The sequence below is a fragment of the Collinsella sp. CLA-ER-H3 genome (assembly GCF_040092425.1).
In the GTDB taxonomy this organism is placed as follows: Bacteria; Actinomycetota; Coriobacteriia; order Coriobacteriales; family Coriobacteriaceae; genus Collinsella.
This window is the reverse complement of the sequence record NZ_JBBNLP010000009.1, coordinates 23,921-49,225: the sequence shown is the minus strand read 5'-3', so window position 1 is coordinate 49,225 and position 25,305 is coordinate 23,921. Positions and strand designations below refer to the sequence as shown.

Sequence of the window (25,305 nt, the reverse complement as noted above, 5' to 3'; positions counted from 1 at the left end):
TCCCGTTCTCGTTGGCTTTTTGGGCCGGGCGTCCCGTACGTTCGGGAGCCCGGCCCGTTATTTTGAAAGGAAGTGGGGATGAACCGCTTCATCGACATCAACCCGGAGAGGTGCATCGGCTGCGGAACATGCCAGTCCGCCTGTGCCGACGCCCACCGGATGCAGGGTCTTCAGGATACGCCGCGCCTGGCGCTCGTGAAGACCGGCGGTATTTCGGCCGCCCTTGCCTGCCACCATTGCGAGGGTGCCCCCTGCGCCGAGGTTTGCCCGGTGAATGCCATCGAGCACGATGGCGATCGCATCCACGTCAAGGAGCAGGAGTGCATCGGGTGCAGGCTGTGCGCCATCGCGTGCCCCTTCGGAGCCATCCATCCCGATGGCACGTCTATCGCCGGTGTCGCAGGCATGTGCGACCCGACGCCTTCGTATCCTAAGTCCCTGAGCAGCCTGCTTACGTGGGCTCCCGGCCAGTACACCTGCGCTGTCAAGTGCGACCTGTGCGCCTTCGATCCGGACGGCCCGCATTGTGTGGCGGCGTGCCCCACCAAGGCGCTGACCGTCATGGGCGGCGCGGCCGATCGCGAGCTCGACGAGGCCAAGCGCCTGCGCTCGATCGAAAACGGTCCGGTCGTCGACGTTACCGCTGTGGCCCAGGGCCTCTCCGAGAAAGCAGAAGGGAGCGTAAACAATGGATAGCATGACGCTGTTTATCGCATCGCTTGCCGTCTCGTGCATCGGTGCGCTCGCCTCGGTTCTGCTGATCAAGGCCGATAACGCCGCCAAGACCGCCGGCTGCCTTATCGGCGCCGTCGCGGCCGTGCTGTCGTTCATCGCGGGCCTCGAGGCCGTGCTTGGCGACGTTTCGTCCCTCAACACGGTCTTCTTCTTCCCGTTCGCCCGTCTCGAGCTCTTGCTCAACGGCCTTGCGGGCCTGATCGTGGTCCTCATCTCGATTCTCGCCTTTGCGGGCTTCATCTACGGTCTGTCCTACTTCGACGAGTACCCGGGCAAGGTCGGGCGCGCCGGCTTCTTTATGAACACCTTCGTCGCCTCGATGATGCTCGTCATCACCGCCGACAACGTGTTCTGGTTCCTGGTCGCCTTTGAGCTCATGTCCCTTACGAGCTACTTCCTTGTCGTTATCGAGGAGAACAAGAACTCCATTAGGGGCGGTTGGCTCTACTTCGTCATCGCGCACGTGGGCTTCGTTCTCATCATGGCGAGCTTCCTGCTCATGACCAACGGCGTGGGCGGTTCCTTCAGCTTCAGTGATTTCCGTACGCATGACTTTGGACCCGCCGTCTCCTCCGCGTGCTTCGTCCTCGCGTTCTTCGGATTTGGCGCGAAGGCCGGTATCATCCCGCTGCACTCCTGGCTGCCCCAGGCGCACCCCGAGGCGCCGTCCAACGTGTCCGCCCTCATGTCCGGCGGCATGATCAAGATCGGCATCCTGGGAATCCTCAAGGTCGGTCTCGACCTGCTCGCGGGTTCGGGCGTCCAGCTCTGGTGGGGCCTCATGGTCCTGGTCTTCGGATCCATCTCGTCGGTCCTGGGCGTCGTCTACGCCCTCCACGAGCACGACATCAAGCGCCTGCTTGCCTATCACTCCGTCGAGAACATCGGCATCATCTTGCTCGGTGTCGGCGCGTCCATGACGGCGCACGCCCTGGGCAACGACGTCATCGCGACGATCGCGCTCATGGCCGCCCTCTACCACACGCTCAACCACGCCATGTTCAAGGGCGAGCTGTTCCTCGGCGCGGGCTCCCTGCTCTATGCCACGGGTACGCGCAACATGGAGAAGATGGGCGGTCTGTTCCGCCGCATGCCGGTCACGGCCGTCTGCTTCCTCATCGGTGCCCTTGCCATCTCGGCCATCCCGCCGCTCAACGGCTTCGTTTCCGAGTGGTTCACCTACCAGTCCCTGTTCAACATCTCGACGCTCTCCGACCCGGTCGTCATGGTGTTCGCCGTCGCCTCCGCGGCCGCCCTCGCCATCACCGGTGCCCTGGCCGTCACGTGCTTCGTGAAGGCCTACGGCGTCTCGTTCGCGAGCAGCCCTCGTTCCCAGGAGGCCGCGAACGCCAAGGAGTCCCCGGCTCCGATGTTGTTCTCGCAGATGCTCCTCGCGGCCATCTGCGTGGTACTGGGAATCGGCTCCCCGGTCATCGCCCCGGTTCTGGGCGACGTCGCCCAGAGCGTGCTTGCCGGCTCCGCCGTCACAGCCACCTCGGGCGTGTCTCTCGTGAACGAGATTTCCGGTGCCGCCACCTCCACCCCCGCGATCGCCATCGCGCTCGTGGTCCTCACCGGCCTCGCGTTCGCGCTGAGGTCCTGCCTCGGCGCCAAGGCCCCCGCTAAGAAGACCGACCCTTGGGCGTGCGGCTACGAGCCCAACGAGCACATGCCCGTCGTCGCCACGAGCTTCGCGTCCGACGTCGAACTCTTCATGGGCCCGCTCTACACCCTGCGCGAGGTATGCACCAAGATCTGCTGGTCCATCGCGCACGTGTTCCAGAAGCTCACCGGTGTCGCCCAGGGCGTCGAGCCCCTGCCCGACCGTTTCCTGGTCGATGCACCGAGCGAGGGTGCCGACAAGCTGGCCGGCCTCGCCTCCAAGATCGAGGGCGGCAACTACTCCGTATACATCTGCTACATCGTCGCGGCGCTCGTGGTCTTCCTCGTGCTCGCCGTGGTCATGGTCTAGAGAGGGGAGAGGATATTATGAACATCGTTCTTGCGATGGCGCAGGGCCTCGTGGTCATGCTGGTCGCGCCCTTCTTCTCCGGCCTCGCCCGTGTGATTCGCGCGAAGATGCACAATCGCCGCGGTCCGTCCATCCTTCAGGATTACCGGGACCTCGCGAAGCTCATGGCGCGTCCCGAGTCCGTGAGTTCCGACTCGAGCTTCGTGCTGCGCATCATGCCGCCGCTGTTCCTCGCGGTGTCGTTTATGCTCGCCATGGGCCTGCCCATGTTCACGCTCCAGAGCCCCATGCCCGTCTTTGGTGACGCCATCACCATCATGTACGCGCTCGCGCTGTCCCGCTTCTTCTTCGCGCTGTCCGGCGTGGATTCCTCCAACGCCTACGCGGGCTTCGGCGGTATCCGCGAGCTCCTCATGAGCGTGCTCATCGAGCCGTCCATGCTCATCGCGCTGTTCACCGTCGCCATCGTGTGCGGCTCCACGGACATTGCGACCATGGGTCAGCACATCGTTACGGGCAACGTCTCGAGCGTCGTCGCCGTTATCCTCGCCGGCGTCGCCTTCGCGGCCGCCTGTTACATGGAGCTCGGCAAGCTTCCGTTCGATCAGGCCGAAGCCGAGCAGGAGCTCCAGGAGGGCCCGCTCGCCGAGCTCTCCGGCCCGTCCCTGGCCATGATGAAGCTCGCCATGGGCATGAAGCAGGTCGTGGTCGTCGCTTGGTTCACCTCCATCTTCATCCCCTGGGGAGAGCCCGCGACCATCGGCGTCACCGCTCTCGTGGGCGCCGTCGTCTTCCTCGTCAAGTGCCTGGTCGATTTCGTCGTCTGCGGCGTGCTCGAGAACTCCGTTTCCCGTTCGCGCTTCAAGGTGCTCGGTAACCAGACCTGGGCCGTCGTCGGCATCGCGGTCCTCGCGTTCGTCTTCGTCGTCGTAGGCGTGTAGGGAGAAGGGAGAAACTATGTCAATCGAATCGAGCTTGTCCCTCTTTGCCATGGTGGCGATCGCCGTCCCCATGCTGGGCTCCCTGCTCATCGTCATGCTGCCGCGTCCCTACGCTAAATGGATCTGCGCCTTTGCCGGCGGCATCGCCACGGTCGCTTCCGTTGGCTTGGCCGCGACGTTTGCCGGAAACGGCATGAACGCGGTCGATGTAACCTGGGCGAGTATGGGCCAGACCTTGGTCATGGGCTTCATATTCGACCGGATGAGCACGCTGCTCGCACCCGCGTTCGTCGCTATCGGCCTGCTCGTCGTCATCTATTCGTTCCCGTACATGAGCGATAAGAATAAGGAGCATCCCGACGCGCCCCGTCGTCGCTTCTACGTGTACTTCTCCACGTTCATCGGCGCCATGGCCGGTCTCGCCTACAGCTCCACCATCGTCGGCCAGCTCGTTTTCTTCGAGATCACCGGTGTGTGCTCCTGGGGCCTCATCAGCTACTACATGACGCCCACGGCCAAGAAGGCCGGTATGAAGGCGCTCATCATCACCCATATCGGCGCTCTGGGACTCTACATCGGCGCGGCCTTCCTGTTCGCCGGAACCGGCACGTTCGCGCTGAGCGCGATCTCCCAGCTCGATTCCGGTATGAAGACCGTCGTGCTGCTGCTCATCCTGTTCGCCGCTTGGGCCAAGTCCGCCCAGTTCCCGCTCTACATGTGGCTGCCCTCCGCAATGGAGGCCCCCACGCCCGTTTCCGCCTACCTCCATGGCGCGTCTATGGTTAAGGTCGGCGTGTGCGTGTTCGCCCGCGCTCTTGCGAGCGCCGGCGATATCCCCGAGATCGTCGGTTGGGTCGCCATCATCGACGCCGTCGTGACCATGCTCTTCGGCTTCCTCATGTATCTGCCCCAGAAGGATATGAAGCGCCTGCTCGCCTTCTCGACGATCGCGCAGCTCGCCTACGTGTTCTTCGGCCTGGGCCTCTCCGTGTTCGGAAGCCAAATGGCGTTCAACGGCGCCGTCGAGCACATCTTCAACCACGCGTTCACCAAGACCCTGTTCTTCCTCATCGCCGGCTCCCTCAGCTTCACGCTGGGAACCCGTATGTTGCCCAAGATCCAGGGCCTCATGAAGAAGTACCCGGTCACGGGCGTGGGTTTCGCGGTCGCCGCGACCGCAATCGCCGGCGTGCCCCCCATGAGCACGTTCTTCTCCAAGTTCCAGATTATTTCCGGTGGCTTCGCGGTTGGTGCTTCCAACACGGTCATCTTCGTCCTCGTGTGCGTCATGGTCGTCGAGACCGTCGCCACCTTCGCATGGTTCCTGCGTTGGATGGGTAAGGTCCTGCCCGGTGAGCCGAACGAGACCGTGGCCGCCGGCCAGCCCCTTCCGCGCGCCATGGCGTTCGTGTTCGTCGTCCTCATGATCATGGTCGTCGTCGCCGGTCCTCTGTCCTCTAGTTGGATGGGTTAGGAGGTAGGACATGGGTTATTCGTTAGTCAATATCCTGGGCGGTCTTCTGATCGTGACCTCCACCATGGTGGTCGTCTCGAAGACCATCCCGTCCGCCATCAAGTGGTACGCGATCCAGTCGGTTGTCCTGGTGGGCGTGCTGCTCACCCTGGGCCTCACCACCGGTGCCACCGAGCTTCTCATGTGGGCCGCGTCGGCCTTCGTCACCAAGGTGATCCTCGTTCCGTTCATTCTCAACCGTGCCTACAAAAAGATGGGTTCGCCTGCCGATAGCACGCTGACCTCCTCCGTCAAGCCGGCCTGGACCATCATCCTCACCGGTCTGGAGGTGGCCATCTGCTTCGCGGTGGTCACGCGCCTGAGCCTGCCCACCGCTGAGGTGGCTACTCCGGCCCTCGCCATCAGCTTCGCGCACTTCTTCGTCGGCCTCACGTGCATCATCTCCCAGCGCAACATCCTCAAGCAAATCTTCGGGTACTGCCTTATGGAGAACGGTAGCCACGTGACGCTCGCCCTGCTCGCGCCCACGGCCCCCGAGATCATCGAGATCGGCATCGCCACCGACGCCATTTTCGCCGTCATCATCATGTCCGCCGTCGTCGTGAGGATCTGGAACGACACCAAGTCGCTCGACTCCCACGACCTGACCGAATTGAAGGGGTAGGCCATGGATGTTTCAATGCTGACGGTCGCCCTGCTCGCTTGTCCCCTCGTGTTCTCCCTGATTATGGCTGCGCTCCCCAAGACGACGTCCTACAGCGTCTTTGCGGGGCTCAACACCATCTCCGTCGCGGCGACCCTCGTCCTTTCGGTCGTCACCGCGGGAACCATGCTCTCGAGCGGGCAGAATATCGACGCTTTGGGCCTGTGGCTCCATCTCGATTCGCTCTCGTCGATCTTCGTCCTTCTGGTAGGCATCATCGGGTTCATCACCGGCGTGTACTCCATCTCCTATATCAAGATCGATATCAAGGAGAAGACCATGCCGGCCGAGCGCACCAAGCAGTACTACGCGCTGTTTAGCCTGTTCGTTTTCACGATGCTGCTCGCCTGCCTGTCCAACAACATCATCCTCACCTGGGCGGCGGTTGAGGCCACCACGCTGTCGACCGTGTTCCTCGTGGGCATCTACAAGAACAAGCAGGCGCTCGAGGCGTCTTGGAAGTACGCGATGGTCTGCACCGCCGGCGTGGCCTTCGGCCTGTTCGGTACGCTGCTCATCTACGCGAACGCCGCCGATATCATGCCCAACGCGCATGAGGCAGCCTTCCTCACCTCCATCATGCCCTACGCCGACCAGTTCGACCCGATGCTCGTGCGCCTCGCGTTCGCGTTCATCGTCATCGGCTTCGGCACCAAGGCGGGCCTGTTCCCCATGCACACTTGGCTGCCCGACGCGCACTCCCAGGCTCCGAGCCCGGTCTCCGCGCTGCTCTCGGGCGTGCTGCTCAAGTGCGCCATGCTGGTGATCATCCGCTTCTACTCCCTGTCCATCATCACGGTGGGCGACACCTATCCGCGTACGCTCCTGCTCATCCTGGGCACGCTGTCCATCCTGGTGGCCGCCCTGTGCATCTTTAAGCAGGACGATATCAAGCGCCGCTTCGCGTACTCCTCCGTCGACAACGTCGGCGTGGTCGCGCTGTGCCTGGGTATCGGTGGTCCGCTCGGTATCGCCGCCTGCCTGCTGCACTGCATCTTCCACGGTTTCACGAAGGCGCTCGCCTTCTGCATGGCCGGTAACATCCAGCACATCTACCACACCCGCGACCTGAACAAGATCAAGGGCGTCGTCGAGATCGCTCCCGTCACGGCAGCGCTCACCATCATCGCCCTGCTCGCGCTCGCCGCCTTCCCGCCGTTCGCCCTGTTCATCTCCGAGTTCCTCACCTTCGTGGCCGGCATCCAGTCCGGTCCCATCTGGGTGGTCGTGCTCGTGGCCATTGGCCTCACCGGCGTGTACTTTGCCCTTACCGGCATCGCGCTCAAGTCCATCTTCGGCAAGGCGCCCGAGGGCATGAAGCGCCACGAGGTGCCCGCCCTTATGATCATCCCCGAGATCGCCCTCGCGATCGTGGTCATGTGGTTCGGTATCGCCACCCCGGTCGCCATCACGAGCGGCGTCGAGGATGCAACGTCCGTCGTTTTGAACCAGAGCGTCGAAGAGCTCCACGAGGCTCCTCTCTACCGCATGGTGTTCAGTTCCCAGACCAAGACAAGCGAGGTGAATTAGCACCATGGCAGAACCTGAAAAGAAGGACTACGCTCGTCGTTGCGAAAGCCACGTCGAGGCCCTGCGCGCCGCAGTGCCGGGCGCTATCGAGAAGGTCGAATGGCAGTGCGAGGACCAGCTGACGATCACCGTCAAGCTGGACCGTCTGCCCGAGGCCGTCCACTACCTGTACTACGAGCGCTACGGCTGGATTCCCGTGATTGTCGGCAACGACGAGCGCAGCCTATGCGGCCGTTACGCCGTGTACTACGTCATCTCCATGGAGGGCGAGGACCCCGGCTGGGTGACCGTCCGTGCCGAGGTCGACCCCGCCAAGATGACGTTCCCGAGCGTGACCCCGTTTGTCCCCGCCTGCGTGTGGGGCGAGCGCGAGCTGCGCGATATGTTCGGCCTGATTCCCGAGGGTCTGCCCGACCGCCGTCGCCTGGTGCTTCCCGACGATTGGCCCAGCGGGCTGTACCCGTTGCGCAAGGATTCGATGGATTACCGTTTCCGCCCCGCCCCCGCGAGCGACATGGAAAACTACGAATTCCTGGCCGACACCAAGGGCAAGGAGACCACGCTCGTCCCCATGGGACCGCTGCACATCACCTCCGACGAGCCCGGCCACTTCCGCCTGTTCGTGGAGGGCGAGACGATCGTCGACGCCGACTACCGCCTGTTCTACGTGCATCGCGGTATGGAGAAGGTCGCCGAGACGCGCCTGAACTATGACGCCGTGACGTTCCTTGCCGACCGTATCTGCGGTATTTGCGGCTGCGCCCACTCGGTGGCCTACGCCGAGGCTGTCGAGCGCGCCCAGGGCATTCACGTCCCGCCGCGCGCGCAGTACATCCGCGCCATCATGCTCGAGGTCGAGCGCCTGCACTCGCACCTGCTCAACATTGGCCTCGCATCGCACTACACCGGCTTCGATTCCGGCTTCCAGCAGTTCTTCCGCGTTCGCGAGAAGTCCATGGACCTGGCCGAGAAACTCAGCGGTCACCGCAAGACCTATGGCCTCAATGTGATCGGTGGCGTGCGTCGCGACATCTTGGCCGAGCAGAAGCTCTCCACGCTCACGACCATCCACCAGCTGCGCTCCGAGGTCCAGGAGCTCGTCGACGTTTTGCTCTCCACGCCCAACTTTATTGAGCGCACGAGCGGTATCGGCATTCTCGATCGTAAGATCGCCCGCGACTTTTCGCCGGTCGGCCCGCTCATGCGTGGTTCGGGCTATGCCCGCGACGTGCGCTTCGACCATCCCTTCGACGGTTACCTCGATCCGGACGTCATGAAGATGCACGCCGCCACGGCCGACACCTGCGACGCCTTCGGCCGTACCGCCGTGCGTATCCAGGAGGTCTACGATTCGATCGACATGATCGAGACCATGCTCGAGAACTGCCCGTCGGGCCCCATCCTCACAACGGATTGGGAGTACACCCCGCACAAGTACGCCATCGGCGCCACCGAGGCGCCGCGCGGCGAGGACGTGCACTGGGCGATGCTCGGCAACAACCAGAAGTGCTACCGCTGGCGCGCCAAGGCCGCCACGTACAGCAACTGGCCGGTCCTGCGCTACATGTTCCGCGGCAACACCGTGGGCGACGCGGCGCTGATCGTCGGTTCGCTGGACCCGTGCTACTCCTGCACCGACCGCGTGACGGTGACCGACGTCGCCGCCAAGCGCGACCATGTGCTCGACAAGGAGCAGTTCGAAAACGTCTGGCGCGACAAGTCGCCGCTTGCGGGCGAGGGCACCGTGGCCGCTCCGCTCGATGAGGAGGCGCTCTAATATGCTGAAGCTTTGGAAGGTTAACGCCAAGGCCGGCGACGCGACGGTCAAGTACCCGTTTGCGCCGTTCCCCACCAACAAGGACATGCGCGGCAAGCCCGAGCACGACTCAGAGCTCTGCATTGCCTGCGGCGCCTGTGGCGTGGCGTGCCCGGCCGATGCCATTCGCATGGACACCGACCTTTCGGCCGATACCATCACCTGGTCGATCGACTACGGCCGCTGCATCTTTTGCGGCCGCTGCGAGGAAGCCTGCCCCATGGAGGCCATCAAGCTCACCGAGGAGTTTGAGCTGGCCGTCATGAGCAAGGACGACCTCACCAGCAAGAGCGTCTACACGCTCGAGCACTGCTCGCGCTGCGGCAAGCCGTTCGCCCCGCACAAGGAGATCGACTACGCCAGGCGCCTGCTGCAAAAGGCCGGCGGCATGGAGGCCGAGCAGGCCGCTCGTACCGTTGGTATGTGCCAGGAGTGCAAGCGTGAGCTCGACGCCCTGCGCGCCGCGTCGGCCGTAAAGACCGGCAATGCCGCCGGCATGGTTGCCAACGAAACGCCTACGTCCGGTGAACCTTTGGGCCCCGGCATGGAGTATCTGGGCGGTCACGGTGTGAACCCGGAGTATATCGACCGCGAGCTCAACCCCGATGCGCCCGAGATCCCCGCAGGTCCCGCGCCGGTCGAGGGCATTATCATGGATCTAGACAAGAAGGAGGAGTAACCATGGCCGAACCCACGCTTTTGCCCGAGCGGCTTCAGTACCGCCCGACCAAGATCGAGCTCGACGAGAGCATCGAGAAGGCCAAGGCGACCCTTCTTAAGAAGATCAAGCGCTCGGTGTACGTCTACCGCGTTGACTGCGGCGGCTGCAACGGCTGCGAGATCGAGATCTTCGGTTCCATCACGCCCGTCTTTGACGTCGAGCGTTTTGGCATCAAGGTCGTGCCCTCGCCCCGTCACGCCGACGTGCTGCTGTACACCGGTGCCGTGACGCGTGCCATGCGCATGCCGGCCCTGCGCGCCTTTGAGGCCGCACCCGATCCCAAGATCGTGGTGTCCTATGGCGCGTGCGGCTGCACCGGCGGCATCTTCTACGACAACTACTGCGTCTGGGGCGGCACGGACAAGATCTTGCCGGTCGATGTCTATATCCCCGGCTGCCCGCCCAGCCCCGCGCAGACCGTCTACGGCTTTGCCATGGCACTTGGCCTGCTGGACCAAAAGCTCCATGCCGAGACCACGGTGGAGGCCGCCGGCGAGCAGGCCGATATCCTGCACCCCGGCGTGCCGTACAAGCTGCGTGTGGCCATCGAGCGTGAGGCTCGCGCCATGAGCGGCTACCGCTACGGCCGTGACCTGGCCAACGAGTTTATGGATACGCTCGAGGGCGCGCCCAAGGGCGATATCCGCGGCGCCATGGCGCTGCTCATCGATAAGCAGGACGATCCGCGCCGCGTTGAGGTGTACTCGGCGTTACAGGATCTGGTGCTGGCCGGAGGTCGCTAGATGGAGCTCACGGACCGCTCTGGTTACTTTGCGGGCCCCGGCATGCTCGGCGGCTCTTTTGGCGATGCCTCGCGCGCAAGCGACGAGGCCGCCGAGGGCGTCGCCGACCCCTGCCTGGGCCATACGCCCGACCAGGTGGTCTTCTATGAGCTCACGCGTAAGTTTGTGGAGACCGAGGAAGACGTTCCCCAGGAGGCCTGCGACGTGCTGTACTACACGCTCGCCGTGGGCCACCACACCGGCGTGCTCGACTGCTTTGAGCCGCGCCTGTCGGTGCCGGTGAACGTGTTCTATTCGCTCGTCGACGCGCTGCCGGAGGGGGAGGCCAAGACCAAGTTCGAGGCCATCCGCTCCTTTGGCGAGTGCCAGCTCGACAAGGCGGAGGTGCCGTCGCTGCTCGAGGCCTGCGACACGCTGCTCGACGATCGCGGTTTTCGCGGTTCGGCCAAGGCCGGCATCTCGGTGTTCGATGACGACTTTGGCCTGCATGCCCAACAGGTCGCGTTCTTAATGAAGTTTCGCGATCTGGTTGAGCGCGTGCGCGATGTGTCGGGCGTGTACCTGACGGGAAGGTTGCAGTAATGGGTCGCGTTGTGGATGGACGTGTAAACGGCTACCCGTTTGCGGGTATCGTGCTCACGGCGGGAAGCGTGCTGCGTGCCGACGATGCCGCCGGTCCCGTGCTCTCTAAAAAGATGGAAGACGCACCCATCGCCGGTTGGTACACCATCGATGGCGGGCAAACGCCCGAGGACGACATCATCGAGGTCAAGCGCGAGCGTCCGCCGCGTTTGGTTTTGGTCGATGCCGCCGACATGGCGCTGCCCGTCGGCGCCATCCGCTTGCTCGACAAACGTGACGTGGCCCGCAAGTCGATGTTCACCACGCATTCGCTTCCCTTGTCGATTCTGATCGAAGAAATCGAGCAATCGTGCGAAGATATCGTCTTCATAGGGATTCAGCCGGGCGATACGGAGTTCTATAACCCCATGTCCCCGGAGGTCTTTGAGGCCGTCGACGCCGTGTATGACGCCGTGGCCGCCAACGACTTTTCCCACTTTGTCCGCTTGGGGCAGGAGCTGTAGCAGCGCTTGTCTCTGCTGAATAGGAAAGAAGTGATTGACATGGCAGATTCCAAGGTGGAGTACCCCGCTCCCGATTGCCTGGCACCCGCCGCGATCGAGGCCAAGACCGAGACCGCCGGCGTGACCAAGGCTAACCTGCCGGTCGCTAAGGCCTTTCTGTTGGCAATGTTCGCCGGCGCGTTTATCGCCTTCGGCGGCCTGTTCTTTACGGTGTTTTTGAGCGACAGCACGCTGGGCTGGGGTGCCCAGCGCGTCGTGGGCGGCCTGTGCTTTTGCCTGGGCCTGGTGCTGGTGCTGGTGTGCGGCGCCGAGCTGTTTACCGGCAACTCGCTTATGATCTGCGCGCTCAAGAGCAAAAAGATCACGCTGGCTCAGATGCTTAAGGCTTGGGTCGTCGTGTGGGGCGGCAATTTTGTCGGTGCCCTGTTCATCGTCTTTTTGGTGTACATGGCCGGCATCTATAAGCTTAACGGCGAGGCGGTCGCCAATTCCATGGTGAGTGTCGCCGCCGGTAAGGTGACGATCGATTGGGTGACGATCTTCTTCCGCGGCATCCTATGCAACATCTTTGTGTGCCTGGCCGTGTGGATCGGTACTGCCGGCAAGACCGTGGTCGATAAGGTCGTGGGCATTCTGCTGCCCATCGCAGCCTTTGTGGCCTGCGGTTTTGAGCACTGCGTTGCCAACATGTACTTTTTGCCCATGGGCGCCGTGATGCATGCATGCGGTTATGGTGCCGAGGTCGCCGGGGCCGATGCACTCAACGTCGCGGGCATTGCGTTTAACCTATCCGCTGCCACGCTGGGCAACATCGTGGGCGGCGCGGTTCTGATCGCGCTCGGCTACTGGTTTATCTACGCCAAGAAGTCCGAGGCGTAAGGTACCGTCTGTTTGACGTTGGGCCTCCCGCGGGGCGTTGCCGTGCGGGAGGCTTTTTGGGTCTGGAGCTCGTTGCCGGGCTGTTGGCCTGTTGTGTTTGGCTTGTGAAAGGGGTAATCGAGATGGCATCTGCTGTGGAGCGTGACGGTCGCGCTGTGGTGACCACATGCGGGGGATGCTATGCCGATTGCGCCTTTGCGGCACGCGTTGAGGACGGTCACGTGGTGGCCGAGTTGCCGGTGCCGGGACATCCGTGCGCGGCGCGTGCCCTGTGCGCCCGCGGGCGCCATCGCCTGTCTATGCCGTTTGACGAGCGCGATCGCATCGTGCACCCCATGCGCCGACGAGCTGATGGCTCGGGGTTCGATGCGATTTCGTGGGACGAGGCGTTCGCGCAGATCGCAGCGCGCCTCGGGGAGATTGTTGACGGGCATGGTCCGCGTGCGCTGGGCATGACGCTCGGCGTGCCCTCGTTCGACCGTTACTGGGGCTATCGTCTTATGCATGCGCTGGGTTCGCCCAACGTGTACGGTGCCGATGGCGCCTGCGAGGTAAGCCGTCTCACTGGTTGGGAGCATAGCTTGGGCTATAGCCCCGCCTCCGACCTGGCGCATACCGATTGCATCATGTACCTGGGGCGTTCCATCGTCGATTCGTCGACGATGGGGGCCGTTGATGTGCTCAACGATGCCCGCCGCCGTGGGGCGAAGATTATCGTGGTTGACCCCCGGCGCAGCGGCTCGGCCGCGCTTGCCGACCGTTGGCTGCGCGTGCGCCCGGGCTGCGACTTGGCGCTGCTGTTGGGTATTGCCCATGTGTTGATTGCCGAGGACCTGTACGACCACGAGTTCGTGACCCGCTATACCACGGGCTTTGACGAGCTGGCGCAGGCGTCCCGTGCTTGGACGCCCGAGTGGGCCGAGTCGATGTGTGACGTGCCGGCCGCAGAGATTGTCGCCACGGCGCGCGATCTCGCTGCCGCGGCGCCTGCTGCGGTGGTGGACGCGGGCTTTCATGGTGGCATTGGCATCGCGTATGCCAATAGCACCCAGACCGCGCGCGCTATCTGCTTGGTCGATGTGCTGCTGGGCTGTATCGGACACGCGGGCGGCGCGCTCAATCCGCCCACACCGCTTGTGTTGGGCGACCTCGATCCCGCGCGCTTTGCGACGCCGCCGGTGCCGTGTGGGCCCAAGCTGGGGTCCGAGCGCTATCCACTGGTCGATCCGGTGCGCGGCCTGTGTACGACCATCGGTCAGTCGATTCTTGCCGGCGATTTGCGCGGGCTCATCGTCTATGCCAGTAACCCCGGTGCGGGCTATGGCAATGCGCAGGCTTGGTTGGGTATTTTGCAGCAGCTCGACTTGCTCGTGACGATTGATATTCGCTGGTCCGAGACGGCTCGTGCTTCTGACTTCGTGCTGCCCGACGTGACGTATTTGGAGGCCGACCGCGGCGTGGGCACGGTCGTGGGCGCCAACGATTCGCGGGTGTTCTACCGCAACGCCGTGCTGCCTGTGCAGCATGACGACACGAGACCGGGGCGGGAGATCTTTGCCGGGTTGGCTGCGGCCTGCGGCGTTGGCGAGTGCTTCGACTTTACGTCCGACGATCTGGCGGCTGCTCAGGTGGCGCCGTTTGGGATTGATCTGGACGAGCTCAAGGAGCGCGGCTGGGCCGACACGGGCGTTGCGCAGTCCTCGCGTACGGGCGAGCCGGTGATTCCCTTGAACGGCGGCAGGATCGCGCTGGCAAGCGACGTATGGGAACGAGCCGGTCTGGGTCGCGTGCCCAACTGGATCGCGCCCATGGTGGAGCCCGGCCCGGGGATGTTTCGTCTCATTAGCGGCAACCGTCCCTTTGAGTCGCATACCTCGCGAAGGCTTGCGGCCCAAGGTGCCGCCGAGGCTGGATCGGACCTGGATGCCGTGCAGATGAATGCCGATGCTGCTGTGCACATGGGCATCGCCGACGGCGAGATCGTCGAGCTCGTGAGCGATTTGGGCCGCGACCGCGTGCGCGTGGAGACGACGCCCTATCTGCATCCGGCGTGCATCTTTACCTCGGCCGCCCCCGGCGGGCGTTCGTTTGGCGTCGATGCCGGTGGCGCTCAAGCCTTGGGCGTGGGCCCGCTCGACCACACACCGTTGCGTTGGGACCCGTTGACGGGCGCCGCACTCACTCAGGAAAATGCCGTTCGCGTGGAAAAGATCGCGGCACGCGAGGATAATAGCGATTGATTGACTCAGCCGATCGAATTGGCTGATAGTTTGACGTTCGAACGATTGATTCACCTTTGGTTTTGAAAGGTCGCACATGAGCGATAGCCAGAACATGTCCGATGAGGTACGCACCCGCCTTCGCGCTATTCCTTCCGTCAACGAGCTGCTCGCAGAGTGGCCGGTTGTGAAGGCGGCGGGGGAGACCTGCGACGCGGTGGTGCATGCCGCCGTCACGGCCGAGCTCGACGAGGAGCGCGCCGCGATTCGTGCCGGCGCCGCCCCGCGTTCCAAGCGCGACCTGGCCTCGGCCATCGAGTGGCGTGCGCATCGATCCGCACTGCCGAGCCTGCGTCCTGCCGTCAACGCCACGGGTGTGGTCATCCATACCAACTTGGGTCGCGCCCCGCTCGCGGAGTCGGCGGCAAAGGCTGTGGCCGAGGCCGCGCGTGGCTACAGCACGCTCGAGTACAGCGTGGACACCTGCTCGCGCGGGTCGCGCAAGGAGCACGCCGCGCAGCTCATCCGCTCGCTTACCGGTGCCGAGGACGCGCTGGTCGTTAACAACAACGCCGCCGCTGTGCTGCTGGTGCTGGCGACCCATGCCACAGGCAAGGAGGTCATCGTCAGCCGCGGCGAGCTTGTCGAGATCGGCGGTAGCTTTCGCATCCCCGATGTTATGGCGGCCTCGGGCGCCAAGCTCGTCGAGGTCGGAGCCACCAACCGCACGCACCTGGCAGATTATGAGCAAGCCATTACGCCCGATACGGCCATGATCCTCAAGGTCCATCCTTCCAACTATCGCATCGAGGGCTTTCACGAGGAAGTGGGCTCTCGGGAGCTTGCCGCCCTGGCCCACAAGCATGGTCTGCTGTTCTACGAGGACCAGGGTTCGGGCGCGCTTTTGCCCGATGACATCCTGGTGCGCGGCGGTGAGGAGCCCACGCCGGCTTCGGTAGCGGCAGGGCTCGATCTGGTGTCGTGCTCGGGCGATAAGCTGCTCGGTGCCGCGCAGGCAGGCATTATCATGGGCCGTCGCGATCTGGTCCAGGCCTGTGGGTCGCACCCGCTTATGCGCGCCCTGCGCCCGGGCAAGTTGGCGCTCACGGCGCTCGAGGCCACGCTGCGTATCTACATGGACGGCGCCGATGTTGCCCATCGCGATATTCCGGTGCTCAGCATGCTTACGCTGCCGCAGGCTCATTTGGAGCGACGTGCCCGCAAGCTGCGCGATCGTATGGTCGCCGGGCTCGATAAGGCTGGCTGCCCGTGTGCCGTTGAGTTGGAGATTGTCGAGGAATCGTCGACCCCCGGTGGCGGCTCGCTGCCTACCGTGGAGCTGCCCACGATGTGCGTTGCCGTGCGTCTTGTTGACGAGCGCCTGACGGTCGACGCGCTCAAGCGCTCGCTTGTCCAGGACTTCGACACTCCGGTTGTCACGCGAACCTCGCACGATCGCATTTTGTTTGATGTGCGCACACTCGTGGGCGACCGCGATATCGAGACAGCGGCGTCGACGCTTGCCGCATGCGTTGCCAAGGCGGTGCACCGATGAGTGGGGCCGAAGCGTTGGTGGAATGCCCCGTTATCGTAGGTACGGCGGGACATGTCGATCACGGTAAGTCGGCGCTCATCGAGGCGCTGACGGGTAAAAACCCCGACCGCCTGGAAGTTGAGCGCCGTCGCGGCATGACGGTTGAGCTGGGCTTTGGCGAGCTGGCGCTGCCGAGTGGCAAGATCGTTGGCCTGGTCGACGTGCCGGGCCACGCGCATTACCTGCGCGCCATGGTGCAGGGTGCCACGGGCATCGATGTGGCCGTGCTGGTGGTTTCGGCTGTCGAGGGCGTGATGCCGCAGACCCGCGAGCACGTGCATGTGCTGGAGCTGCTGGGCGTCACACACATGGTGGTGGCGCTGACGATGTGCGACCTGGCCGATGCCGAGATGACCGAGCTTGCCGAGCTTGATGTCGATGACTTTTTGTCGGGTACCGTGTTTGCGGGCGCGCCGATCGTGCCTGTGTCGTCCAAGACAGGCGAGGGGATTGACGGGCTGCTTGCGGTGCTCGACGAGCAGGTAAGTGCCTGCTGGGATGCTTGCCGCGACCGTTCCGAGCTCACCGATGCCGCGCCGCGTCTGCCCATCGACCGCTGCTTTACGATCAAGGGCGTCGGCACTGTCGTAACGGGAACGCTGCACGATGCGCCGGTTGCGGTGGGCGACGAGCTGATGGCTTTGCCGTCGCGTACGGTCTGTCGTGTGCGCGGGATTCAGGTGCATGGCGATACGCCGCGCGCGCTGCCTGGTCAGCGTGTGGCGCTCAACCTAGTTGGTGACGGTGTCCCGGCGCTTGACCGTGGCGAGATGCTGGGTGTGGCGGACCGCTTTGGTCAGACGTTGCGCTTTATGATGACGTTCACCTACCTGGGTCGCGAGGGAGCCAAGCCGCGTGTGCTCGAGTCGGGTGCGCGCGTGCACGTGATGGCGGGTACAGCCGAGGTTGTCGGTCGCATCATGTTCATGGAGGGCGAGGCCCCCATGGCGGTGGGCGAGACCCGTATTGTTCAGGTGCGCTTGGAAAACTCGCTGCCGGTGCGTGCCGGGGACCATGCCGTGGTGCTGTCCTATTCGCCCGTGATGCTTATTGGCGGCGGGCGTGTGCTGCTTTCGCGCTGCCGTCGCTCGCGCGAGCTTTCGGCGGGGGAGTGCACGCTGCTTGCAGCGCTTGAGGCCGGCGATGCCGTCGCTGGTGTGGACGCGTGGCTGGCGCTGCAGACTTTGCCGGTTACGACGGTTGATGTTGCCGAGGCTTTGGATCTTGGTGTCGGTGAGGTCGATGCCGCACTGCGCGGGTTGGTGTCGCAGGGCTCCGTTTGCAAGCTTGTCGTGGGCGATGCGGACCTCTATGCGGATACCGTGGTACTCGACGCCGCGATGGATGCACTGGCGGCGACCCTGTCAGCCATGCATACGGCGTCTCCCAAGGAGACGGGCTTTACGCCTGGCGCCGTTGCCCATGCTGCGTGGCCTGCCACTGATGAAGACGTTGCCGCGGCTCTGATTGCCGAGGGCTGCTCGCGTGGCGTGTGCGCCGCCGAGGGTGCCGAGGTATTCGATCCGCATTCGGCCGCCGCGGCGGCACGCGTGGTGCGAGAGGCCTGCGATCGGATCGTTGCCTTGCTGGACGAAGCCGGCCTCGATGCACCGACGTTGCCCGAGGTTGGCGAGCAGTTGCAGCTCGATCGCGACACCATGACGCGTGCCCTGCGCGAGCTTTCGCTCAACCGCTCGATCGTTAAGGTCGAGCGCGACGTTGCCCTGTCCGCTGCCGCCGAGGCCCATGCGCGCGAGCTTGTCGCCGCCGCTATCGAGACTGCCGGCGGCGCTGCCACCACGAGCGTGCTGCGCGAGGCGCTGGGTGTGTCACGCAAGCGTGCCATCAGCATCTTGGAGCACCTGGATGCCGTGCGCTTTACGGTGCTCGACAAGGAGGCCGGCGGCCTGAGGTCCCTGCGCTAGATCGGCTGCTCGGTTTGGTAAAATACCGCCGCACTTGGGAACGGATGGGCTCCGGTGGGCTCCGCGGTCCTCAAAACCGTTGCGAGGCGTGCAAAACGTCTTGGATGTGTTCGATTCACATACGTTCCCGCCATACGCTACCAGCGCTTTTGTGCTCGCGGTCTTGCTGCGTGCCGCAAAGGCGCTGTTTTGTTTTTGCACGAGCTTTTCGTAGCGCTGCTATTTCGGTGGCTGTATTTAGCTTCGTGCGCCGGGTTTCGAGCATGCCGATGGAGGTGTTTTGCCGTATGACTACCGTAAGACGTGCCGATCTTTCTTGTGTCGTCCAAGCGGGTGGGCTGTCCTCGCGCATGGGCTGTGATAAGGCTCGCATGGCGTTTTGCGGCGAGCCGCTCATCGAACGCGTGCTGGGTCGGCTGGCGCCAGTTGCCGGCGAGTTGGTCGTGACGACTTCGCGTCCCAGCGAGCTTGCCTACCTTGAGGAGCGCGCGTTTGGCGGCCTGGTGCCGCGAATAGTGTCGGACCTTGAGGGGCCGGCGGGCGCCATGCGCGGCATCGCGAGTTCGCTGACTGCCGCTCGGTTGCCCCTCGCGGCGATCGTCGCCTGCGATATGCCGTTCGTCTCGCCAGAACTGATCGGCGCGCTTTCTGATCGGGTCAAGGAAGGCCCGCTCGATGTGTGCGTCCCGCGCGAGGAGCGGGGGATTGAGCCGCTGTGCGCCGTGTGGCGCCGCCAGGCTTGCGCGCCGGTTGCCCGTGAGTTGCTCGATCGGGACCGCCAACGCATCCGCTGTTTGATCGACCAGGTCCATGCCGGCTATCTGGATGAGCCCCAGATTGTCGAGGTTGCCGGTTCGACGCTCTGCTTCGAGAACGTCAATACGCCCGAGGAGTTTGCGGCGGCCGAGTTACTCGCCTAGACGATTGGAGTTGCCATGTCTCACGATATTTGTCCCGACACGGGAGAGCCTTGCACTTGCGACGGGTCCGAACACTGTACCTGCGGTTGCGGTGGCTGTGGACATACCACGGAAGAGGAGGCGGCCGCCGCGGCGTATCGCGAGGCACACCGCGAAGGCCCGTCCGGTGATGCCCTCGACCACGAGCGCAAGATTATCGTGTCGTTTGACAGCACCTTCGATGTGATGGAATGCGAGCAGCTGTGCCTTGCCGCCGGTGTGCCCGGGCGCATCATGCCGCTGCCCGGCTCCATCACCGCCGGCTGCGGGCTGTGCTGGGCCATGCCGTTCTCGGGCGATGCACTCGCCGCCTTCCGCGCTGCCACCGAAGGCCGCATAACCCCCGCCGACTACCATCAGCTCGTCCTCTAACCGCCAACATCACCACAAAGGTGCCTGTCCCCAATGTGGTGGTTTGGAACACGTGGACGAAACAGGTTTGAAACACAGGTTTTGCACGTCAGGCTCTCAAAAACGCTTCTACCTGCATCGTAATCAAAACGAAACATCTGCTCGTTGGCTTATGCGAAACTTTGCTGCAACAGTGCGATATTATCCATACTCGATAAAGTTCGCGGCGCATGGGGTGCCGCGACCAACATTTTTCGTTTCCCATCATTGGAGGAAGCATGAGCTACACGCAGAAAGTTCTCGAAGAGCTCAAGGCCCGCTATCCCGAGCAGCCTGAGTTCATCCAGGCCGCGACCGAGATCCTCGGCACCATCCAGCCGGCGCTCGACGCCCACCCCGAGTACGAGGAGGCCGCCCTGCTGGAGCGCCTCGTCGAGCCCGAGCGCATCGTTATGTTCCGTGTTCCCTGGGTCGACGACCAGGGCAAGGTTCAGGTCAATCGCGGTTACCGTGTCGAGTTCAACTCTGCCATTGGACCCTACAAGGGCGGCCTGCGCTTTAACCCGACGGTCACCCTGGGCATGCTCAAGTTCCTGGGCCTGGAGCAGATCCTCAAGAACAGCCTGACCACCCTTCCCATGGGCGGCGGCAAGGGCGGTTCCGACTTTGACCCCAAGGGCAAGTCCAACAACGAGATCATGCACTTCTGCCAGTCCTTCATGACCGAGCTCTATCGCCACATTGGCCCCAACACCGACGTTCCCGCCGGCGACCTGGGCGTTGGCGGCCGCGAGGTTGCCTACCTGTTCGGTCAGTACAAGCGCCTGACCAACGAGTGGACCGGCGTCCTTACCGGCAAGGGCCTTTCCTTTGGCGGCTCGCTCGCCCGTACCGAGGCCACCGGTTACGGTCTGGTCTACTTTGTGGACGAGTACCTCAAGAGCCGCGGCGACTCCTTCGAGGGCAAGAACGTCGTCGTTCACGGCTCCGGTAACGTCGCCATCTACGCGGTCCAGAAGGTCGCCCAGCTCGGCGGCAAGGTGCTCGCCTGCTCCGACACCCATGGCTGGGTCGAGGATCCCGACGGCATCGACTACACCGTGCTCGAGCATGTCTACAACAAGAAGCGCTCCGGCCACGACAAGGGCGTCACGCTCGCTATGTATGTCGACGAGAAGCCCAACGCCGTGTGGCACGAGGGCGACGGCCGTGGCGTGTGGCAGCTTCCCTGCGACATCGCGCTGCCCTGCGCTCGCGAGAACACGCTGCTGCTCGAGGATGCCCAGGCGCTCGTCGCCAACGGCTGCAAGGTGGTCGGCGAGGGCGCGAACATGCCCACGACCATCGAGGCCACGACCTACTTCCAGGAGAACGGCGTCGCCTTTATGCCCGGTAAGGCTGCCAACGCCGGCGGCGTGCTCGTTTCCGGCCTGGAGATGAGCCAGAACGCCGAGCACCTGTCCTGGACCTTCGAGGAGGTCGACGGCAAGCTCGAGCAGCTCATGCGCGGCATGTTCCACAACGTGGACGACACCGCCAAGGAGTATGGCCAGGAGGGCAACTTCGTCATGGGCGCCAACATCGCTGGCTTCCTGAAGGTCGCCGACGCCATGCTCGCCCAGGGCGTCTGCTAAATCTTCGCTCGACATAGCATGTGATAAGGCTCCCAGCCATTCCGGCTGGGAGCCTTTTTTGATCCGTCGGGGACGGAGGAAAACGGATCATTTTGCCCCGACACGAGCTGTGCGCTCTCGTTTGGTACACTTAGAGGTACTGGACAAGTGAAGAGATGGGGGAGAACGTGCTCAAGTTCGGTACCTACGTCCGTGTTGGAAACGCGGCCGAAGCCTATGAGCTCTTACAGAAGAACCGCAACAACAAGATTGTGGGCGGCGGCATCTGGATGCGCCTGGGTTCGCGTCGCGTGGCGACGGCGATTGACCTTTCGGCCTGCGGACTCGATCAGATCGAGGAGACCGAGACCGAGTTTCGCATCGGTGCCATGTGTACCCTGCGCCAGCTCGAGCGTCATGCCGAGCTCAACGCGCTTGTCAACCATGTCTTTGAGTTCGCCGTCCGCGATATCGTGGGCGTGCAGCTGCGCAACACCGCCACGGTGGGCGGCAGCATCTACGGTCGCTTTGGTTTCTCGGACGTGCTCTCCGCCTTCCTCGCGCTCGATTCGTACGTTGAGCTGACGGGTGCCGGCCGCGTGCCGCTCGCCGAGTTCGTGGACATGGGCTACGTGCGTGACGTGATCGAGCACGTCGTGGTCGTTAAGCACGATTACCGTGCGAGCTACGAGGCCGTGCGCAAGGCCGCGACCGACTTCCCCTCCTTAAACGTCACCGCCGCCTGGTGGGACAACAGCTGGCATGTCACCGTGGGCGCCCGCCCGCTGCGTGCGACCCTGCTGCAGGGCGAGGCATGTGGCCTTATCGGCAAGCAGCCTTCCGAGGACGAGCTGCGCGCCCTTGCCGCATCCGTGCGTGCCCTGAGATACGGCACCAATATGTGGGGCTCGGCCGACTACCGCCGTCGCATCTCGGCCCCGCTTGCCGTCCAGGCCGTGCGCCGCGCCGCCGGCATCGAGCTTTCGGCCGCGCTTGCCCGCGAGCTCGAGACCGTGCAAGTGCCTAAGTTTGCCACGGACGAGTATTCCTGCCGCCGCGTGCCCGGCGTCGATTCTAGCGAGGTGCGCTAATGGCTGCCAAACTCATCGATCTTTCCTTTACGCTCAACGGCCGCAAGATCAAGGTTCAGATTGCCCCCGACACCATGCTTTTTTCGCTTTTGCGTGAGCAGGGTTGTTCATCGGTGCGCTGCGCCTGCGAGACCACCAACTGCGGCCTGTGCACGGTGTGGCTCGATGGCGACCCGGTGCTGAGCTGCTCGGTTCCCGCCGCCCGTGTTGAGGGTCATACCATCACCACGCTCGAGGGCCTCAAGGCCGAGTCCGAGGCGCTTGCCCGCGCAATGGCTGCCGAAGGCGCCGAGCAGTGCGGTTTTTGCGCCCCCGGCCTTATTATGAACGTGCTGGCGCTTGCCCGCGCCGCCAAGGAGGACCCGAGCCTCGTCGCTACGCGCGAGGAGCTCTCGCGCCAGCTTGCCGGCAACCTCTGCCGTTGCAGCGGCTACGAGAGCCAGCTGCGCGCCATCGTGCGCTTCCTCAACGAGTCCGGCGTGCAGGTGGGCTTTGAGATGCCCGAGCTTCCGGTCAACGACACCAGCTGCGACGGTGTCGCGTACAAGCAGATCACTCACAAGCAGCCCAAGAAGGACTCGAAGGCGCTGCTCGAGGGTCGTCCCGTCTATACGGGCGACCTGGTGCCCGCCGGCGCCCTGATCGTCAAGCTCAAGCGCAGCCCGTATGCCCGCGCCAAGATCCGCTCCATCGACACGTCGCGCGCCCTGAAGGTGCCCGGTGTGGTGGGCGTCTACACCTACGAGGACGTGCCCAAGCGCCGCTTTACCATCGCCGGCCAGAGCTATCCCCAGCCGAGTCCCTACGACCGCCTGATTCTCGAGAACCTCGTCCGTTACCAAAACGAGGAGGTGGCGATTGTCGCCGCCGAGACCGAGGAGGCCGCCGACAAGGCACTCAAGCTCATTAAGGTCGACTACGAGGTGCTCGAGCCGCTGCTCGACTTTACCCAGGCACTCGATAACGACATCGTGGTCCATCCCGAGGGCGACGTGACCTTTATGTTCCCGCAGGGCGGCGATGTCCCGCGCAACCTGGTGTGCAGCGGCACGAGCGACTTTGGCGACTTGGACGAGGCCTTCGCCCAGAGCGACATCGTCTTCACCCGCACCTACACCAGCCAGGCCACGCAGACCGCGCCCATGGAGACCTTCCGCGCCTTCGCGACGACCGACGCGTTCGGACGTATCTCGGTGACTACCTCCACGCAGGTGCCCTTCCACGTGCGCCGCATGGTCGCACAGTCGCTCGACATTCCGCAGTCGCAGGTGCAGGTTATTAAGCCGCGCATCGGCGGCGGCTTTGGCTCCAAGCAGACGGGCTGCTGCGAGATCTTCGTTGCGTTTGTCACCCAGCAGACCGGTCGTCCGAGCTACTGCTGCTACACGCGTGAGGAGACCATCACCGCGGGCAACTCGCGCCACCAGATGCAGATGACCGTCAAGCTGGGCGCCATGAACGACGGCACCATCACGGCCATCGATCTGCACACGCTGTCCAACGCCGGCGCGTACGGTGAGCACGCTACCACGACGATCGGCCTTTCGGGCCACAAGAGCCTGCCCATCTACAACCACGTGAAGGCGAGCCGCTTTAGCTGGGACGCCGTCTACACCAATACCAACCGCGGCGGTGCATATCGTGGCTACGGTGCCACCCAGGGCCAGTTTGCCGTGGAGAGCGCCGTCAACGAACTCGCCGACATGCTGCACATGGATCCCGCCGACCTGCGCCTTAAGAACATTGTGCGCGAGGGCGAAATCATGCCGCAGTACTACAACGAAAAGCTCAACGCCTGCGCGCTCGACCGCTGCCTGCTGCGCGCGATGGACATGATCGGTTGGCGCGACAAGCCGCTGGCCGTCGACCTGGGCGACCGCGTGCGTGCCCTGGGCTGTGCGCTCACCATGCAGGGCTCGGGCATTTCTAACGTGGATATCGCCGGCATCGACATGCGCCTGGAAGAGGACGGCTTCATTACCATCGGCACCGGCGCCACCGATAACGGCATGGGCGTCGATACGATCCTGGCGCAGATTGCCGCCGAGGAGCTGGGCGTTGAAAGCTCGCTCATTGTGGTGCGCGGCGTGGACACCGACGTGTCGCCGTTCGACGCCGGCTCGTACGCGAGCTCGGGCACGTACGTGACGGGCCTGGCAGCCAAGAACGCCGCGACGGAGCTGCGCGAGAAAATTTGCGCCAAGGCCGCCCAGATGTGGGACGTGGACGCCGCCGATGTGGTCTTTGATGGCCAGTACGTGCGTCTGTCCGACGAGCGTGCCGCGCGCGAGCAGAACCGCTACCTCACGCTGCGCGACTTTGCCAACCTGTGCGTCAAGAACATCGCGGGCGGCGACGCGCTCACCTCGCATGCCTCTGCCTGCCTGCCCGTTTCGCCTCCGCCGTTTATGGCCGGCATTGCCGAGGTCGAGGTCGACAAGGCCACCGGCAAGGTGACCGTGGTGGACTACGCGGCGGCTGTGGACTGCGGCACCGTGATCAACGAGGCGCTCGCGCGCGTCCAGGCCGAGGGCGGCATTGCCCAGGGTATCGGCCACGCGCTCTACGAGATCGTCGAGCATGACGACCGCGGTCGCCTGCGCACCGGCAACTTTATGAGCTACAAACTGCCCACGCGCCTGGATATCGGCAGCATTCGCGTGGCCTTTGAGCCGAGCTACGAGCCGACGGGCCCGTTTGGCGCCAAGTCGATCGGCGAGGTCGTCATCAACACGCCGCTCGCCGCCGTGGCCTCGGCCGTCGCGCACGCCACCGGCCACCAGGTGCGCTCGCTGCCGATCACGCCCGAGAAGGCCCTGCTGGGGGAGTAGCGGGTCAGCGAACAAGTCGTAATGGGCGGGGCGGGGCAACTCGTCCCGCCTTGCGCACTCGTGGTGAGGTCGTGAGCCTGTAAAAGGTGTGCGTGCGCTTACCGTTCGTATCTGCTATCATTC

At 63.9% G+C, this 25,305-nt stretch carries 20 protein-coding genes and 1 tRNA gene; all 21 read left to right on the top strand.

The window, feature by feature from the left end:
- The first annotated feature begins 78 nt into the window (after positions 1–78).
- The 21 genes from AAAX32_RS08115 (at position 79) to AAAX32_RS08015 (ending at position 25,182) form a co-directional block, all read left to right on the top strand.
- Positions 79–696 carry a 4Fe-4S dicluster domain-containing protein gene (locus AAAX32_RS08115; protein ID WP_022095203.1) on the top strand — a complete coding sequence of 206 codons (618 nt, stop codon included), beginning with the start codon at positions 79–81 and terminating at the stop codon, positions 694–696.
- On the top strand, positions 689–2,707 hold the full coding sequence (gene hyfB / locus AAAX32_RS08110) for a hydrogenase 4 subunit B (RefSeq protein WP_099431573.1): 2,019 nt from the start codon (positions 689–691) through the stop codon (positions 2,705–2,707). Before AAAX32_RS08115 ends, hyfB begins: the two co-directional genes overlap by 8 nt.
- A gap of 17 nt (positions 2,708–2,724) precedes the next feature.
- A complete protein-coding gene (locus tag AAAX32_RS08105) occupies positions 2,725–3,648 on the top strand; it encodes an NADH-quinone oxidoreductase subunit H (protein ID WP_006234113.1) in 924 nt (307 codons plus the stop codon).
- Positions 3,649–3,664: 16 nt separating this feature from the next.
- Complete coding sequence (locus AAAX32_RS08100) at positions 3,665–5,122, top strand: hydrogenase 4 subunit D (protein ID WP_349100479.1); 1,458 nt, start codon at positions 3,665–3,667, stop codon at positions 5,120–5,122.
- 10 nt (positions 5,123–5,132) lie between these two features.
- On the top strand, positions 5,133–5,786 hold the full coding sequence (gene hyfE, locus AAAX32_RS08095; RefSeq protein ID WP_006234111.1) for a hydrogenase 4 membrane subunit: 654 nt from the start codon (positions 5,133–5,135) through the stop codon (positions 5,784–5,786).
- Between the two features lie 3 nt (positions 5,787–5,789).
- Positions 5,790–7,355, top strand: a complete 1,566-nt coding sequence (locus AAAX32_RS08090) for a hydrogenase 4 subunit F (RefSeq protein WP_006234110.1) — start codon at positions 5,790–5,792, stop codon at positions 7,353–7,355.
- A 4-nt stretch (positions 7,356–7,359) separates the two neighbouring features.
- Positions 7,360–9,132 carry a hydrogenase large subunit gene (locus tag AAAX32_RS08085; protein WP_349100478.1) on the top strand — a complete coding sequence of 591 codons (1,773 nt, stop codon included), beginning with the start codon at positions 7,360–7,362 and terminating at the stop codon, positions 9,130–9,132.
- A gap of 1 nt (position 9,133) precedes the next feature.
- Positions 9,134–9,850, top strand: coding sequence for a formate hydrogenlyase complex iron-sulfur subunit (locus AAAX32_RS08080; RefSeq protein ID WP_349100477.1), 717 nt, complete (start codon positions 9,134–9,136; stop codon positions 9,848–9,850).
- 2 nt (positions 9,851–9,852) lie between these two features.
- Positions 9,853–10,635 carry an NADH-quinone oxidoreductase subunit B family protein gene (locus AAAX32_RS08075; RefSeq protein WP_006234107.1) on the top strand — a complete coding sequence of 261 codons (783 nt, stop codon included), beginning with the start codon at positions 9,853–9,855 and terminating at the stop codon, positions 10,633–10,635.
- Positions 10,636–11,217, top strand: coding sequence for a formate hydrogenlyase maturation HycH family protein (locus tag AAAX32_RS08070; protein WP_349100476.1), 582 nt, complete (start codon positions 10,636–10,638; stop codon positions 11,215–11,217). It begins immediately after the preceding gene.
- Entirely contained in the window at positions 11,217–11,720 is a 504-nt protein-coding gene (gene hycI / locus AAAX32_RS08065; protein ID WP_349100475.1) for a hydrogenase maturation peptidase HycI, read from the top strand. Before AAAX32_RS08070 ends, hycI begins: the two co-directional genes overlap by 1 nt.
- A 39-nt stretch (positions 11,721–11,759) precedes the next feature.
- Positions 11,760–12,599, top strand: coding sequence for a formate/nitrite transporter family protein (locus AAAX32_RS08060; protein ID WP_349100474.1), 840 nt, complete (start codon positions 11,760–11,762; stop codon positions 12,597–12,599).
- A 122-nt stretch (positions 12,600–12,721) separates the two neighbouring features.
- A complete protein-coding gene (locus AAAX32_RS08055) occupies positions 12,722–14,839 on the top strand; it encodes a molybdopterin-dependent oxidoreductase (protein ID WP_349100473.1) in 2,118 nt (705 codons plus the stop codon).
- 76 nt (positions 14,840–14,915) lie between these two features.
- Complete coding sequence (gene selA / locus AAAX32_RS08050; RefSeq protein ID WP_349100472.1) at positions 14,916–16,373, top strand: L-seryl-tRNA(Sec) selenium transferase; 1,458 nt, start codon at positions 14,916–14,918, stop codon at positions 16,371–16,373.
- Positions 16,370–18,337, top strand: a complete 1,968-nt coding sequence (gene selB, locus AAAX32_RS08045; protein WP_349100471.1) for a selenocysteine-specific translation elongation factor — start codon at positions 16,370–16,372, stop codon at positions 18,335–18,337. The genes selA and selB overlap by 4 nt, the downstream gene beginning before the upstream one ends.
- A 36-nt stretch (positions 18,338–18,373) precedes the next feature.
- A tRNA-Sec gene (locus AAAX32_RS08040) sits at positions 18,374–18,470 on the top strand.
- 154 nt (positions 18,471–18,624) lie between these two features.
- Positions 18,625–19,257 carry a molybdenum cofactor guanylyltransferase gene (locus AAAX32_RS08035; RefSeq protein ID WP_349100469.1) on the top strand — a complete coding sequence of 211 codons (633 nt, stop codon included), beginning with the start codon at positions 18,625–18,627 and terminating at the stop codon, positions 19,255–19,257.
- A 15-nt stretch (positions 19,258–19,272) separates the two neighbouring features.
- Positions 19,273–19,668, top strand: coding sequence for a DUF3343 domain-containing protein (locus AAAX32_RS08030; protein ID WP_349100468.1), 396 nt, complete (start codon positions 19,273–19,275; stop codon positions 19,666–19,668).
- Between the two features lie 257 nt (positions 19,669–19,925).
- Positions 19,926–21,281: an NADP-specific glutamate dehydrogenase gene (gene gdhA / locus AAAX32_RS08025; protein WP_117790751.1), complete on the top strand. Its 1,356-nt coding sequence runs from the start codon at positions 19,926–19,928 to the stop codon at positions 21,279–21,281.
- 167 nt (positions 21,282–21,448) lie between these two features.
- A complete protein-coding gene (locus AAAX32_RS08020) occupies positions 21,449–22,351 on the top strand; it encodes an FAD binding domain-containing protein (protein ID WP_204987180.1) in 903 nt (300 codons plus the stop codon).
- Entirely contained in the window at positions 22,351–25,182 is a 2,832-nt protein-coding gene (locus AAAX32_RS08015; RefSeq protein WP_349100467.1) for a molybdopterin cofactor-binding domain-containing protein, read from the top strand. Before AAAX32_RS08020 ends, AAAX32_RS08015 begins: the two co-directional genes overlap by 1 nt.
- The last annotated feature ends 123 nt before the right edge of the window (positions 25,183–25,305 follow it).